General features: G+C 60.6%; 16 protein-coding genes. 9 read left to right on the top strand and 7 right to left on the bottom strand.

Annotation, left to right across the window (positions count from 1 at the left end; genetic code table 11):
- Together AB1E34_RS21680 and AB1E34_RS21685 are read left to right on the top strand one after the other, a co-directional pair.
- Positions 1-288 (top strand): DUF1330 domain-containing protein, encoded by a 288-nt coding sequence (locus tag AB1E34_RS21680; protein WP_372574399.1) that lies wholly within the window; start codon positions 1-3, stop codon positions 286-288.
- 190 nt (positions 289-478) lie between these two features.
- Complete coding sequence (locus AB1E34_RS21685) at positions 479-1,081, top strand: transglutaminase-like cysteine peptidase (RefSeq protein WP_372574400.1); 603 nt, start codon at positions 479-481, stop codon at positions 1,079-1,081.
- A 60-nt stretch (positions 1,082-1,141) separates the two neighbouring features.
- On the opposite strand, the gene AB1E34_RS21690 is transcribed toward AB1E34_RS21685, so the two are convergent.
- The 7 genes from AB1E34_RS21690 to AB1E34_RS21720 all read right to left on the bottom strand — a co-directional run bounded on the left by AB1E34_RS21690 (position 1,142) and on the right by AB1E34_RS21720 (position 8,255).
- Positions 1,142-2,035, bottom strand: coding sequence for a hypothetical protein (locus AB1E34_RS21690; protein ID WP_372574401.1), 894 nt, complete (start codon positions 2,033-2,035; stop codon positions 1,142-1,144).
- A 203-nt stretch (positions 2,036-2,238) separates the two neighbouring features.
- The gene (gene typA / locus AB1E34_RS21695) at positions 2,239-4,056 is read right to left on the bottom strand and encodes a translational GTPase TypA (RefSeq protein WP_372574402.1); all 1,818 of its coding nucleotides are present in this window, start codon (positions 4,054-4,056) and stop codon (positions 2,239-2,241) included.
- Positions 4,057-4,129: 73 nt separating this feature from the next.
- On the bottom strand, positions 4,130-4,465 hold the full coding sequence (locus AB1E34_RS21700; protein WP_372574403.1) for a DMT family transporter: 336 nt from the start codon (positions 4,463-4,465) through the stop codon (positions 4,130-4,132).
- 382 nt (positions 4,466-4,847) lie between these two features.
- Positions 4,848-6,062, bottom strand: coding sequence for an NADP-dependent isocitrate dehydrogenase (locus AB1E34_RS21705; protein WP_372574404.1), 1,215 nt, complete (start codon positions 6,060-6,062; stop codon positions 4,848-4,850).
- 149 nt (positions 6,063-6,211) lie between these two features.
- Complete coding sequence (locus AB1E34_RS21710; RefSeq protein WP_372574405.1) at positions 6,212-7,354, bottom strand: HD domain-containing protein; 1,143 nt, start codon at positions 7,352-7,354, stop codon at positions 6,212-6,214.
- Positions 7,351-7,602, bottom strand: coding sequence for a hypothetical protein (locus AB1E34_RS21715; protein WP_306194132.1), 252 nt, complete (start codon positions 7,600-7,602; stop codon positions 7,351-7,353). The genes AB1E34_RS21710 and AB1E34_RS21715 overlap by 4 nt, the downstream gene beginning before the upstream one ends.
- On the bottom strand, positions 7,602-8,255 hold the full coding sequence (locus AB1E34_RS21720) for an alpha/beta hydrolase (protein ID WP_306194134.1): 654 nt from the start codon (positions 8,253-8,255) through the stop codon (positions 7,602-7,604). Before AB1E34_RS21720 ends, AB1E34_RS21715 begins: the two co-directional genes overlap by 1 nt.
- A gap of 179 nt (positions 8,256-8,434) precedes the next feature.
- Between AB1E34_RS21720 and iscR the strand changes: the two genes are divergently transcribed.
- Genes iscR through AB1E34_RS21755 form a run of 7 tightly spaced genes read left to right on the top strand, consistent with a single transcriptional unit; the run spans position 8,435 to position 13,418 of the window.
- Positions 8,435-8,896, top strand: a complete 462-nt coding sequence (gene iscR, locus AB1E34_RS21725; protein WP_372574406.1) for a Fe-S cluster assembly transcriptional regulator IscR — start codon at positions 8,435-8,437, stop codon at positions 8,894-8,896.
- Complete coding sequence (locus AB1E34_RS21730) at positions 8,893-9,339, top strand: hypothetical protein (RefSeq protein ID WP_372574407.1); 447 nt, start codon at positions 8,893-8,895, stop codon at positions 9,337-9,339. The genes iscR and AB1E34_RS21730 overlap by 4 nt, the downstream gene beginning before the upstream one ends.
- The gene (locus AB1E34_RS21735; RefSeq protein ID WP_372574408.1) at positions 9,336-10,379 is read left to right on the top strand and encodes a cysteine desulfurase family protein; all 1,044 of its coding nucleotides are present in this window, start codon (positions 9,336-9,338) and stop codon (positions 10,377-10,379) included. Before AB1E34_RS21730 ends, AB1E34_RS21735 begins: the two co-directional genes overlap by 4 nt.
- 18 nt (positions 10,380-10,397) lie before the next feature.
- Positions 10,398-11,921: a Fe-S cluster assembly protein SufB gene (gene sufB, locus AB1E34_RS21740; protein ID WP_372574409.1), complete on the top strand. Its 1,524-nt coding sequence runs from the start codon at positions 10,398-10,400 to the stop codon at positions 11,919-11,921.
- The gene (locus AB1E34_RS21745; RefSeq protein ID WP_372574410.1) at positions 11,918-12,244 is read left to right on the top strand and encodes a hypothetical protein; all 327 of its coding nucleotides are present in this window, start codon (positions 11,918-11,920) and stop codon (positions 12,242-12,244) included. The genes sufB and AB1E34_RS21745 overlap by 4 nt, the downstream gene beginning before the upstream one ends.
- Before the next feature lie 34 nt (positions 12,245-12,278).
- Positions 12,279-12,593 (top strand): heavy metal-binding domain-containing protein, encoded by a 315-nt coding sequence (locus tag AB1E34_RS21750; RefSeq protein WP_372574411.1) that lies wholly within the window; start codon positions 12,279-12,281, stop codon positions 12,591-12,593.
- A 3-nt stretch (positions 12,594-12,596) separates the two neighbouring features.
- Positions 12,597-13,418 (top strand): polysaccharide pyruvyl transferase family protein, encoded by an 822-nt coding sequence (locus tag AB1E34_RS21755; RefSeq protein ID WP_372574412.1) that lies wholly within the window; start codon positions 12,597-12,599, stop codon positions 13,416-13,418.
- Positions 13,419-13,422: the final 4 nt, after the last annotated feature.

A 13,422-nucleotide genomic window follows, 5' to 3' on the forward strand; every position in this document is an offset into this window, starting at 1 on the left:
ATGGCTGCACTCTGGATTGCACATGTAACGGTGACCGACGCCGAGGCTTACGGCAAATATGCCGAACTCGCAGGCCCCGCGCTGGCCAAGCACGGTGGCGAGTTCATCGCCCGCGCGGGCCGCTATGTTCAGCTTGAAGGCAAGGAACGCCCGCGCAACGTGGTGGCGCGTTTCCCCTCGGTCGAGGCGGCGGTGAACTGCTATAACTCGCCCGAATATCAGGCGGCGCTGGACCATGCGCGCGGTGCCTCCGAGCGTGAGCTGATTGTGGTCGAAACCACCGACTGAGCCAAAGCGACCTTAATCATCGGACGCGATGTCGCCCGATAGTCTTCATGTCCTGTATTAATGTCCGGGCCGGTGATCGTCATCTGCTCGCCCTAAGATTGTACGTAAATCCGCCGATCCTCCTTTGAAATGAAATCCCTGCTTGAGCAGTTGGTTTCAGTCCGTTTAATCGGAGAAGAGAGGAGCAGGGATGATCTATCGAGCGAGGGGCAGCACCGGGACACTGCGCAAGAGCGCTCTGCTGGCTGTGTCGGCATTTTGCATGCAGATGATTGCAGGCGGCGCGCAGGCGGGTGATGCCCGGTTCATGGAGGTCTCAGCCAGGTTTCCGGCGCCGAGCGGCGCCAATGATCTGTGCCGGAGCTATGCCTGGGCCTGCGCGGGGTCGCGGGGCCAGCGGCTGGATTCGGCGCTTGAATTTGACCTGGTGCGGCAGGTGAACCGGCAGGTCAACGCGGTCACGCGCGATGTGACCGACAGGCAGCAATACAATATGGAAGAGAAGTGGGCGCTGCCGACCCGGATGGGCGGTGATTGCGAGGATTTCGCCCTGCTCAAGAAGCGAGACCTGATCCGACTGGGCGTGGACCCGCGCAGGCTGCTGCTGGCGACCGTGCTGGACCGGCGACGCAATGCCCATGCCGTGTTGATCTACCGATCCTCTCAGGGCGATCTGGTGCTGGACAACCTGAGCAACCAGATCAGGCCGTGGAAGGCGACGGGCTATATCTTTTTGCGTATGCAGGATCCCCGCCGACCCCGCAGCTGGGTTGGTGTACAGAACAAGACCTGAGAAGGCGCGCCAACTGGCGCGCCTTTTGAATTGTGATCTGCTGTCCGGGAAGCGGATGCGTTAGCGGTTCTTGCCGCCTTTCCCGCCGCCGCCTTTGCCGCCGCCGCCTTTGCCGTCACCGCCTTTGCCGCCACCGTTGCCGTGACCTCCGCCGCCGTTACCAGATCCGCCACCTTGGCCGTTATTGTTGCCGCCATTGCCGGAACCGGGGCCGTCTCCATTGTTGTTGCCGCCGCCGTTTCCGGGATTGCCGTTGTTTCCATTACCGTTTCCGGGGCCACCGCTGTTGCCGCCACCGCTGTTGCCGCCACCGCTGTTGCCGCCACCGTCGTTGCCGCCACCGCTGTTGCCGCCACCGTCGTTGCCGCCGCCGCTGTTGCCACCGCCGCTGTTGCCACCGCCGTCGTTGCCGCCACCGTCGTTGCCGCCACCGCTGTTGCCGCCACCGTCGTTGCCGCCGCCGTCGTTGCCGCCGCCGCTGTTGCCGCCACCGCTGTTTCCGCCACCATCGTTGCCGCCGCCGCTGTTGCCACCGCCGCTGTTGCCACCGCCGCCGTTACCGCCACCGTTGTTGCCGCCGCCATTGTCAGCAAGCTGGTCGCCACCTGCGTTGCCAAAATTGCCCGAGTTTCGGTCGTTGCTGCCGTCCCGGTCTTCCCCGCGACTAAAGAGTCCGGACCGGACAGAGGCCGTCGGATAGTCGGTCAGGACCGCCGCAAAGGCGGGGCAGGATTGTGTGGTGCGTGCAAGGATATCTTCAAAATCCGAACGGCGCTGCAGATAGCGCAGCATCCTGTCCTGCACCACACCGCAAGAGCACAAGGTCTCGGTCGAGACCGATTGGCGGGCCGTATTGACCGTGCAGCGTTCCGTTGCCGCAAAAGCCGCACCGCCGACAAAGGTCAGCGCTGTGCAGGTCATTGCCAGCGAGAGCATACGTGTTTTCACGCTCATGTTTCATCTCCAAAATCATGTCCTGAGGATGCGGCTCATCTCTGAGCCACACTCATTGCTGACCTGATCCTGCGACGCTGGAATTAAGCGCGGACATGCGGGAGATTGATTTTCGTTAACCTTCCAAATCTTTCTTTTCCGGTCACAAAAAAAGCCGCAGAGCGGTTGGCTCTGCGGCTGATTGTCTGCAAAAACCGGGGGCGTCAGGCGCTTTTGGCCATCCGCTTGCGTTCATGCGGGTCGAGGAAACGCTTGCGCAGGCGGATCGCGTTGGGGGTCACCTCGACCAACTCATCATCGTCGATATAGGCGATCGCCTCTTCCAGCGAGAAGTTGATATGCGGGGTCAGGCGCACCGCGTCGTCCGAGCCGCTGGCGCGTACGTTGGTCAGCTTTTTGCCCTTGAGCGGGTTCACTTCCAGATCATTGTCGCGGCTATGTTCGCCGATGATCATACCCTGGTAAATCTCGGCTTGTGGGCCGATGAACATGCGACCGCGCTCTTCGAGGTTCCACAGCGCATAGGCCACCGACTGGCCTTTCTCCATCGAGATCAGCACGCCTGCGCGGCGGCCCGGGATCGCGCCCTTATGCGGCGCCCAGCCGTGGAACACGCGGTTCAGAACGCCGGTGCCGCGAGTGTCGGTCAGGAATTCACCGTGATAGCCGATCAGCCCGCGCGAGGGGACGTGGGCGATGATCCGGGTCTTGCCCGCACCGGCCGGTTTCATCTCGGTCAGCTCGCCCTTGCGGGTTCCGGTGATCTTTTCGATCACCGCGCCGGAATATTCGTCATCGACATCGATGGTGACCTCTTCGATCGGCTCGACGCGCTGGCCGTTTTCTTCGCGCAGCAGAACCTGCGGGCGCGAAATGCTCAGCTCGAACCCTTCGCGGCGCATGTTTTCGATCAGAACGCCCATCTGCAATTCGCCGCGTCCCGCAACCTCGAAGGCTTCGCCGCCGGGCGTGTCGCTGACCTTGATCGCGACGTTGGATTCGGCCTCTTTCATCAGCCGGTCGCGGATGACGCGAGATTGCACCTTCTTGCCGTCACGGCCCGCCAGCGGCGAGTCGTTGATGCCGAAGGTGACAGAGATGGTGGGCGGATCGATGGGTTGGGCGGGCAGTGCCTCGCTCACGCTGGGTGCGACCAGCGAGTCGGCGACGGTGGCCTTGCTCATGCCCGCGAGCGTGACGATATCGCCGGCCTCGGCCAGGTCGATGGGCTGCTGGCCCAGACCGCGGAAGGCCAGGATCTTGGTCGCACGGAAGCTTTCGATATGGGTACCGTCGCGGCTGAGCGCCTTGATGGTTTCCCCCGCCTTCAGCGTGCCGCTTTCAACGCGCCCCGTGAGAATGCGGCCGATGAACGGATCGCTGCCCAGCGTGGTGGCCAGCATACGGAAGGGCTCATCCTTATGGGCGACCTGCGCAGGCGCGGGCACGTGATCGACGATCAGATCAAACAGCGCGCTCAGGTCCTGACGCGGCCCGTCCAGCTCCATATCGGCCCAGCCGGAGCGACCCGAGGCATACATGGCCGGGAAATCAAGCTGGTCGTCATCAGCGCCCAGATTGGCGAAGAGGTCGAAACACTCGTCCAGCGCCCGATCAGGCTCGGCATCGGGTTTGTCGACCTTGTTGAGCACCACGATCGGTCGCAGGCCCAGTGCCAGCGCCTTGGAGGTGACGAATTTGGTCTGCGGCATCGGCCCTTCGGCGGCGTCCACCAGCAGGACGACCCCATCGACCATGCTCAGGATCCGTTCCACCTCGCCGCCGAAATCGGCGTGGCCCGGCGTGTCGACGATATTGATCCGCGTGCCTTTCCATTCGACGCTGGTGGCCTTGGCCAGAATGGTGATGCCGCGCTCGCGTTCCAGATCGTTGCTGTCGAGCGCGCGTTCGGCCACGGCCTGATTGTCGCGGAACGCGCCGGATTGCTTGAGCAGCCCATCGACCAGCGTTGTCTTGCCGTGGTCCACGTGGGCGATGATTGCGATGTTACGCAGGTCCATGAAACTTGCCTTAAATGGGGAGGTTGCGCGCGCCATAACGCGGCAGCGCCGCAAGTTCCAGCAAAAAGCGGGCCTAATGGCTTGCAGAGGCCGAAAACAGGTGGATGACCAGAATACCCGCGATGATCAGTGCCAATCCCAGCAAGGCAGGCCAATCCAGCCGCTGACCAAAGGCGATAAAGCCGATCACCGCGATCAGCAGGATGCCAAGGCCCGACCAGATTGCATAGACGATGCCAACGGGCATGACGCGGAGTGTCAGCGAAAGCAGGTAGAAGGCAAGCCCGTAACCCACGACCACGATGACCGAGGGCCAGAAGCGGGTGAACTGATGGCTGGCTTGCAGGGCGGTTGTTCCGATTGTCTCTGCAGCGACCGCGAGGAGCAGGATGAAATAGATATGTGCCATGGCCGGTCCCTCTGGATTGCACGCTGACGTGCTAGTGCATGGAATAGAGGGTTGCGGCAAGAAAATTCCCGATCCTTGCAAGATACGTGCTGCATTGCAGCGCAAAAGGTCAGGGAAACCGGACTACGCAAGTCTCAATTAGGGACCTATAATATCGATGTTGCGTTAGTTTTTACAAGTGGTGGTCGGTATGACTGGATTTACGAAGGTGATCGTGCTGGTTGCGGGGGTTCTTGCATTTTTGGGGTGGATGACAAACCAGCCCGAAGCGGGGTCAACGTCTGGTGCGTTTTCGGGGGGCGGAGTGCAAACCTCTGTCACATTCTGAGTAATGAAAGAAAGGAGCTCTGCGGCTCCTTTCTTGCTTTTGTGACATGCGGGTCTAACCGGCCAGCGCTTTGCCTAGGTTTTCGTCGATCTTTTCGAGGAAACCCATCGTTGTCAGCCACCCCTGATCCGGGCCGACCAGCAGGGCGAGGTCTTTGGTCATGAACCCGCTTTCCACCGTATCGACGATCACTTTCTCCAATGTGGTGGCAAATGTCATCAACGGGTCATTGCCGTCCAGCTTGGCGCGATGCTTCAACCCGCCGGTCCAAGCATAGATCGAGGCGATGGAATTGGTCGAGGTCTGCTCGCCCGCCTGATGCTGGCGGTAGTGGCGGGTGACAGTGCCATGGGCGGCTTCGGCCTCGACGATCTTGCCGTCGGGCGTCATCAATTGCGAGGTCATGAGGCCGAGTGAGCCAAAGCCCTGCGCCACTGTGTCGGACTGCACATCACCGTCATAGTTCTTGCAAGCCCAGACAAAGCCGCCATTCCATTTCATGCAGCAGGCGACCATGTCGTCGATCAGGCGGTGTTCATACCAGATATTCTTGGCCTTGAACTTCTCTTCGAACTCTGCCTCGTAAACCTCTTGAAAAATCTCAAGAAAGCGCCCGTCATATTGTTTGAGGATGGTGTTCTTTGTCGACAGGTAGACCGGCCATCCAATCTCCAGCCCGTAGTTGAACGAGGCGCGGGCGAAATCATAGATCGAGGCGTCGAGGTTATACATCGACATGAACACACCCGATGAGGGTGCGTCGAACACCTCATGTTCGATCTCGGTGCCATCCTCGCCGACGAATTTCATCGTCAGCTTGCCGGGGCCCGGGAATTTCATGTCGGTGGCCTTGTACTGGTCACCAAAGGCATGGCGCCCGATCACGATGGGTTTGGTCCATCCCGGCACAAGACGCGGCACATTACGGCAAATGATCGGCTGGCGGAACACCACACCACCCAGAATGTTACGGATCGTGCCATTGGGACTGCGCCACATCTGTTTCAGGCCGAACTCTTCGACCCGTGCCTCATCCGGCGTGATGGTGGCGCATTTCACCGCGACGCCGACCTCTTTGGTCTTTTCGGCGGCGTCGATGGTGACCTGATCCTCGGTGCGGTCGCGTTCTTCGATTCCCAGATCATAATAGAGCAGGTCGATATCCAGATAGGGCAGGATCAGCTTGTCCTTGATGAACTGCCACATGATGCGGGTCATTTCGTCGCCATCCATCTCGACGATGGGGTTGTCCACCTTGATCTTGGTCATTCGGAAACGCGTCCTCTGTCAGCATCGGGTGCCGCAGGTTTAGCCGGTTTCGTGAGGGATGAACAGATGGTATACGACGGTATACTTAATTTTGCTCCTACCGGACGATGTGTGGCTGCGGGGACCCGAGCGGCTTGGCCCCGGTAGCGTCACAGGGCGGCGCGCACCTGCGGCCGTAACCATGCCCAGATCTCCGGCGCGCCCTTGTTCACCGGCACACCGACGCGTTGGTCCAGCTGTTCCATCGTGACGCTGTACTCAACCCAACTTCCGCCGCCGTTCTCCAGATTGGCAATCGGGGGATGGAGCCGGTCGATGGCCTTGGTAAAGACCGCATCCGCCGTCTGCGCCGCTTCAAATTCGCGCCATAACGTATTGAATTCATGGCCCTGATCGGGTGGCAGTAATCCAAACAGACGCTCTGCTGCCGCATTCTCCTTTGCGGCCATCAGGGCCCGGTCGGATTGCCCGTGAATGGGGGCGTCGCCTGCGTCGATCTCGACGATGTCATGCAACAGCAGCATGCCGAGCACGCGGTCTATGTCGACGCCCGGCGCGGCTTGATCTGCCAGAACCCAAGCATAGAGCATGGCGTGCCAGGAATGTTCGGCCGAGTTTTCATGGCGCGAATTGTCGAGCAGGCGCGAGGCGCGATAGACCGACTTCAACCGGTCCGCCTCACAGAGGAATGTCAGCCGCTGCGCCACATCCTGCGTGTCCTGCTGCGTCGCTTCTCCCAGAAGCATCAGCGCATGGTGATAGGCCTGGGGGAAATCGTGGCGCAGGGGCGCAGCACGTCCCGTGGACAGGTTGTTCCGGACAATCTCGACATGTTCGGGCACCGGGCTTTCCGCGCAGAGCACCTGAAAGATCGGCTGGCAGCGATCCAATTGCTTGGCGAATCTTGAATCCGGGCAGGCCTCGGCCTCGAACGCGCGCCAGAGGTCCAGAAAGTGCGGCGCCTGATCCGCTGGCAACATCCCGAAAAGCCGCTCTGCCGCGCGCTCTTCGGCTGCGGCAATCGCCGTCCAGTCGTGATCTTCATGGATCGGATGATCGCCGACCTCGATCTCGACCAGATCGTGCAGCAGCAGCATCTTGATCACCCGCGCGATCGAGACATCGGCCTTGGCAAGCGGTGCAAAGACCAGCGCATAAAGCGCAAGATGCCAGCAATGTTCTGCCGCGTTTTCAGGGCGCGAGAGGTCCAGCAGCAGGTTGGCGCGATCCACTCGCTTGAGCTTGTCGGCCTCTTTCAGGAACGTAATCTGGGCGGCCAGCCGCTCGGTCATTGCGCCTGCGGCGTTTCGGCCTTTTTCTTGGCCCGCAGCTGCACGATCCGCTTGTTCAGAAAATCGCGCGCCTTCTTTTCGGCCAGCCGCACGCGCACCTCGGTCAGAAACGCCTCTTCCAGCGTTTGCGAGGCCGCGCCCAGCACGGTGCCGATTTCGACAAACAGGCGATCCTCGCCCGTCTCGTCCATGATGTTCACCGTATCCTCGGCCAGCTTTGCAGCAAGGGTTTCGAGGGTGGAACTCATCAGCGGGTCGTCTCCGTCAGGCGACGTTTCACATAATCGGTGACCGAGTCGGTCAGCGTGTCCATATGTTCGCCCTGGAAGAAGTGATCAGCGCTCTCCACCTCCTGATGGGTGATGGTGATGCCTTTCTGCTCATGCAGCTTTTCCACCAGCGTATGGGTGTCGCTGGGCGGGGCCACGCGGTCGGAGGTGCCGTTGATGATCAGACCCGAGGACGGGCAGGGCGCCAGGAAGGAGAAATCATACATGTTTGCCGGCGGCGAGACCGAGATGAACCCGGTGATCTCTGGCCGCCGCATCAGCAGCTGCATCCCGATCCAGGCCCCAAAGGAAAAGCCCGCAACCCAGCAATGCTTGGAGTTGTTGTTCATCGACTGCAGGTAGTCCAGCGCCGAGGCCGCATCGCTCAACTCGCCGATGCCCTGATCATATTCGCCCTGACTGCGCCCGACACCGCGGAAATTGAACCGCAACACGGTGAAGCCCATGTTGTAGAAGGCATAATGCAGGTTGTAGACGACCTTGTTGTTCATCGTCCCGCCGAATTGCGGGTGCGGATGCAGCACGATCGCGATGGGGGCGTCTTTTTCCTTTTGCGGGTGGTAGCGGCCTTCCAGCCGGCCTTCGGGGCCGGGAAATATCACCTCGGGCATCTGTGCGTCGGTCCTGTCTCTCGTCGGGGGGCAGTTCAAGAAATTCTTGACGGTATTTCTCAACTACCTTAGAACGGTTCTAATCTCTGGCGCCGCGTATCTGTGCGCCAAAGCGAGATACGCATTGGCGACGCAAACGTCAATGATGTCCCCGAGGCAAGTGAGATGAGGCCGCTCGCATGAAACTGTCGACCAAAGGGCGCTATGCGATGGTGGCGCTGGCAGATATGGCGCTGCAATCGCAGGAATCGCTTGTGACATTGGGCGAGATTTCCGAGCGGCAGGATATCTCATTGCCTTATCTGGAACAGCTTTTTGTGAAACTGCGCCGGGCCGAACTGGTATCTTCTGTGCGCGGCCCCGGCGGCGGCTACCGTCTGGCACGTCCGCCATCCGAGATTCGCATTGTCGAGATTCTGGGCGCCGTCGATGAAACGGTGGATGCGATGCACAAAGGGGCAGGGGCTTCGGGTGCGTCCTCGGGCAGCCGCGCGCAATCGCTGACCAACCGGCTCTGGGAAAGCCTGAGCGCGCATGTCTATGTCTTTCTGCATCAGACCCGGCTGTCGGACGTGATCGAGAACGATCTGGCACCGTGTCCGGCAGTACCGCATCTGTTTGATGTTGTGGATTCGGAATGAGTGCACAAGACGCAAAAATACCAGAGATCGAACCGGTCGAGAAAAAAGATGACTTCGGTTCATGGGGCCGCGCCGTTCCACAAATGGTCCGCGTGGCAAGCCCCTGGACCCGATTTGCGCACCGGTTTTCCATGTTGGCCGACAAGGTCTATATGTCGCCGGACCATTGTCTTTTGTACTTGGCGCGACGAGTCGGAGATGCGCGCTTGCAGCGCGAACGCATGGTGACTTGGTGGGGGCGGATTTACAATGTGATGACGGGCGCAAGGCCGGCGACCGTTGATGTATCAGGAGCGGTGCTGGCTGGCGTGCTAGAATTTGTCGGAAATCCGATTCCGGACCACTTGGATCGTGGTGAAGACTACAGGATCTCATTCGATCTGGCTGACCGCCTGCTGGAGCAAGTGACGGCGAAGGCTGCTCAAGAAGGTATGTTGAAGTGACCCGCATCTATCTGGATCATAACGCGACAACTCCGCTGCGTGCAGAGGCGCGCGCGGCGATGATCGCGGCGATGGACCTGGTGGGCAATCCCTCTTCGGTTCATGCCGAAGGGCGCGCGGCCAAGGCGCTGGTGGAAAAGGCGCGGGCACAGGTGGCGGCAGCTTTTGGCGCGGATGGGGCGGATGTGGTCTTTACCTCCGGGTCGACCGAGGGTGCGGCGCTGGCGCTGGCAGGGCGCGGCCTGGCCGGGTCCGGCGTTGAACATGATGCGGTGCGAGCCTGGGCTGATGAAAGCCTGCATGTTGACGGCGCGGGTCGTGTTTTAGTGCCCGATCCGGGATCAAGCACCATGCAGATGGCCAATTCCGAAACCGGGATTGTGCAGGACCTGCCCGAAGGTCTGGCCGTGACGGATGCGACTCAGGCATTTGGCAAGCTGCCCATGGCCTTCAACTGGAGCGGCGCGCAGATGGCGTTGATCTCGGCTCACAAGCTGGGCGGCCCAAAGGGAATCGGGGCCGTGGTGCTGCGGCGCGGGACCGAGCTTGCCGCCCAGATTCGCGGCGGCGGGCAAGAGATGGGGCGCAGGTCCGGGACCGAAAATATCATTGGAATCGCGGGGTTCGGCGCCGCAGCTGAAGCAGCGGCGCGGGATCTGGCCTCGGGTGTCTGGGCGCAGGTTGAAGAATTTAGAAATATTCTAGAAAACGCTCTTGAGGCTGCGGCTAACGAGACTATTTTTGTCGGGAAAGACGCGCGCCGCCTGCCGAACACCTCCTGTTTTGCAACGCCCGGATGGAAGGGTGAAACGCAGGTCATGCAGATGGATTTGGCGGGGTTTGCGATCAGCGCGGGCTCGGCCTGTTCCAGCGGCAAGGTGCGCGCCAGCGCGGTTCTGACCGCAATGGGATATGACGAGACGGTTGCCTCATCCGCAGTGCGGGTGTCGCTGGGGCCCGAGACGACGGAACAGGATGTGCTGCGCTTCGCCGAGGCGTGGCTGAACAAGGAAAAGAAGTACCGCGCGCGTGCCGCGTGAGTAACGGAGGAAGATAAAATGGCCGCATTGGACCAGGTTCAGGTCAAGGAAGGCGTCGATCAGGACACCGTGGACGCGGTGCGCGAGGTTGGTGGCGCCTATAAATACGGCTGGGAAACCGATATCGAGATGGAGTACGCGCCCAAGGGCCTGACGCCCGATATCGTGCGGCTGATTTCCGAGAAAAACGAAGAGCCCGAGTGGATGACCGAGTGGCGGCTGGAAGCTTATGAGCGCTGGCTGACCAAGGAAGAGCCGACCTGGGCGATGGTCGACTATCCCGAGATCGACTTTCAGGACCAGTATTACTATGCCCGCCCGAAATCGATGGAGGTGAAGCCGAAATCGCTGGACGAGGTCGACCCCAAGCTGCTGGCCACCTACGAAAAGCTCGGTATCCCTCTGAAAGAACAGATGATTCTGGCAGGCGTCGAAGGGGCGGAGGCTGCGCCCGCAGAGGGCCGCAAAGTGGCCGTGGATGCGGTGTTCGACAGCGTATCGGTTGGCACGACCTTTCAGGCCGAGTTGAAAAAGGCGGGCGTCATCTTCTGCTCGATCTCCGAGGCGATCCGCGAGCATCCGGAACTGGTGAAGAAGTATCTCGGCTCGGTGGTTCCGGTCAGCGACAATTTCTATGCCACGCTGAACTCGGCCGTGTTCTCGGATGGCTCGTTTGTCTATGTGCCGCCGGGCGTGCGGTGCCCGATGGAATTGAGCACCTATTTCCGTATCAACGCCGAAAATACCGGCCAGTTCGAACGCACGCTGATCATCGCCGACAAGGGCTCTTACGTGTCCTATCTGGAAGGCTGCACCGCTCCGGCGCGCGACATCGCGCAGTTGCACGCGGCCGTGGTGGAAATCATCGTCGAGGAAGATGCCGAGGTGAAATACTCCACCGTCCAGAACTGGTATCCGGGCGATGAGAACGGCAAGGGCGGGATCTATAACTTCGTGACCAAGCGCGCCGATTGCCGGGGCGACCGGGCCAAGGTGATGTGGACGCAGGTGGAAACCGGGTCGGCGGTGACCTGGAAATACCCGTCCTGCATCCTGCGCGGCGATGACAGCCAGGGCGAGTTCTATTCCATTGCCATTGCCAACAACATGCAGCAGGCCGATACCGGCACCAAGATGATCCATCTGGGCAAGAACACCAAATCGCGGATCGTCTCGAAAGGCATCAGCGCGGGCAAGGCACAGAACACCTATCGCGGGCTGGTCTCGATGCATCCCAAGGCCAAGAACGGGCGCAACTATACGCAGTGCGACAGCCTGTTGATCGGCGACAAATGCGGGGCGCATACGGTGCCGTATATCGAGGTCAAGAACAACTCGGCCCGTGTCGAGCATGAGGCCACGACATCGAAGGTCGATGACGACCAGCTCTTCTACTGCCGCCAACGCGGCATGGACGAGGAAGAGGCAGTGGCGCTGGTGGTCAACGGGTTCTGCAAGGATGTGTTGCAGGCCCTGCCCATGGAGTTCGCGATGGAGGCGCAGCAGCTGGTGGCGATATCGCTGGAGGGGTCTGTTGGGTGACCGCAGCATTTTTGTTTCTGGGGTATATGGCCACTTTGTGGTTTTGTCTCCATTTTGCAAACCGTGCCGTGGTCAAACTAATTGTTCAAAAATCAGGAGCTGTTTTCGTCACGGATGAACAAAGGAGGGACATAGGGCAAGCGACCGGTTTGGTCTTTTTCTCTGCTTGTTCGCTGGCGTTTGGGCTCGTTGCAACGCTCATGTCGAATGTGGCCAAAGACCCTCCTCACCCAATTCTTCAAATAATTTGGTGGCTAGCTGTAGCCGGATACGGAGCGTGGTCAGCGAAGACCGCATCAAGTCAAATCTGGCGCAAACAATAGAGCTCAGAATCTAAACGAAAGTCGGAATGATCAGATGATCGTCACAACCACACCAAGCGTCGAAGGTCGCAAGATCACCGATTACAAGGGCATTGTCGTCGGCGAGGCGATCATGGGGGCCAATGTCGTGCGCGATGTGTTTGCCTCGATCACCGATATCGTCGGCGGGCGCTCGGGTGCCTACGAAAGCAAGTTGCAGGATGCCCGCGACACGGCGTTGCGCGAGCTCGAACAGCGCGCCGCCGAAAAGGGCGCAAACGCCGTTGTGGGCGTTGATCTGGATTATGAGGTGGTGGGCCAGTCGATGCTGATGGTGTCGGCCAGCGGAACCGCCGTGGTGCTGGGCTAAGTCATGAAACCCGCTGAAACGATCAATCTTTTCTGGTGGAAGGGAGAGCCGAATTTCGGCGATGCCCTGTCGCCGTTGATTGTCGGGTCGCTGACCGACCGCAGGGTCGTTCATAGCGGGGCGGGTCGGTGCGAGATGCTGGCGCTTGGCTCGCTTTTGCAGGTGATGCAGAAGCATTATGCGGAACCCGCTGACGGGCGCCGTCCGGTGATCTGGGGGGCGGGCCTGCTACGCGCGATCCCGCGCGGCTTTGTCGCCAATGTCGATGTCGCGCTGCTGCGCGGCCCGGTGAGCGCGGCGCTGCTGGGCGTGCGAACCCGTCGGTTCGGTGACCCTGGTCTGCTGGCGCATCGTGTGGTTGAGGGCCCGTTTGAGCGGCAGGACCGCGTTGCGCTGATCCCGCATCACAGCATGGTTGGGACCCCTGCGTTCGCACACCTGATCAAGTCTGATCCGGCGCTCGATGTGATCCTGCCCGAGGCCGACCCGCTTGAGGTCTGCCGCCGCATCGCAACTTCGGCGCATGTAATCTCGGCCAGTCTGCACGGGCTGATCCTGGCGGATTGTTTTGGCGTTGCCTCGACCTGGCTGGCGCCGGGCACGCAATCGCATCTGAAATACCACGACTATGCGGCCTCGGTGGGGCGTCCGATGACCAACCCGACCCTGGCTGAAGACATTCCCGCCCTGTTACGAACCCTGCGCGACCGTGACGGCCTGAGCTATGCCGAGGGCATCGAACGGGCGCGGCAGGACCTGATCGAAACCTTCCCGGCGCAGTTTCGCGCCACCCCGAACACCGCCGGCGCGATGGCGCGGGCCTGAGACA

The organism is Ruegeria jejuensis (assembly GCF_041537905.1).
GTDB lineage: Bacteria > Pseudomonadota > Alphaproteobacteria > Rhodobacterales > Rhodobacteraceae > Ruegeria_C.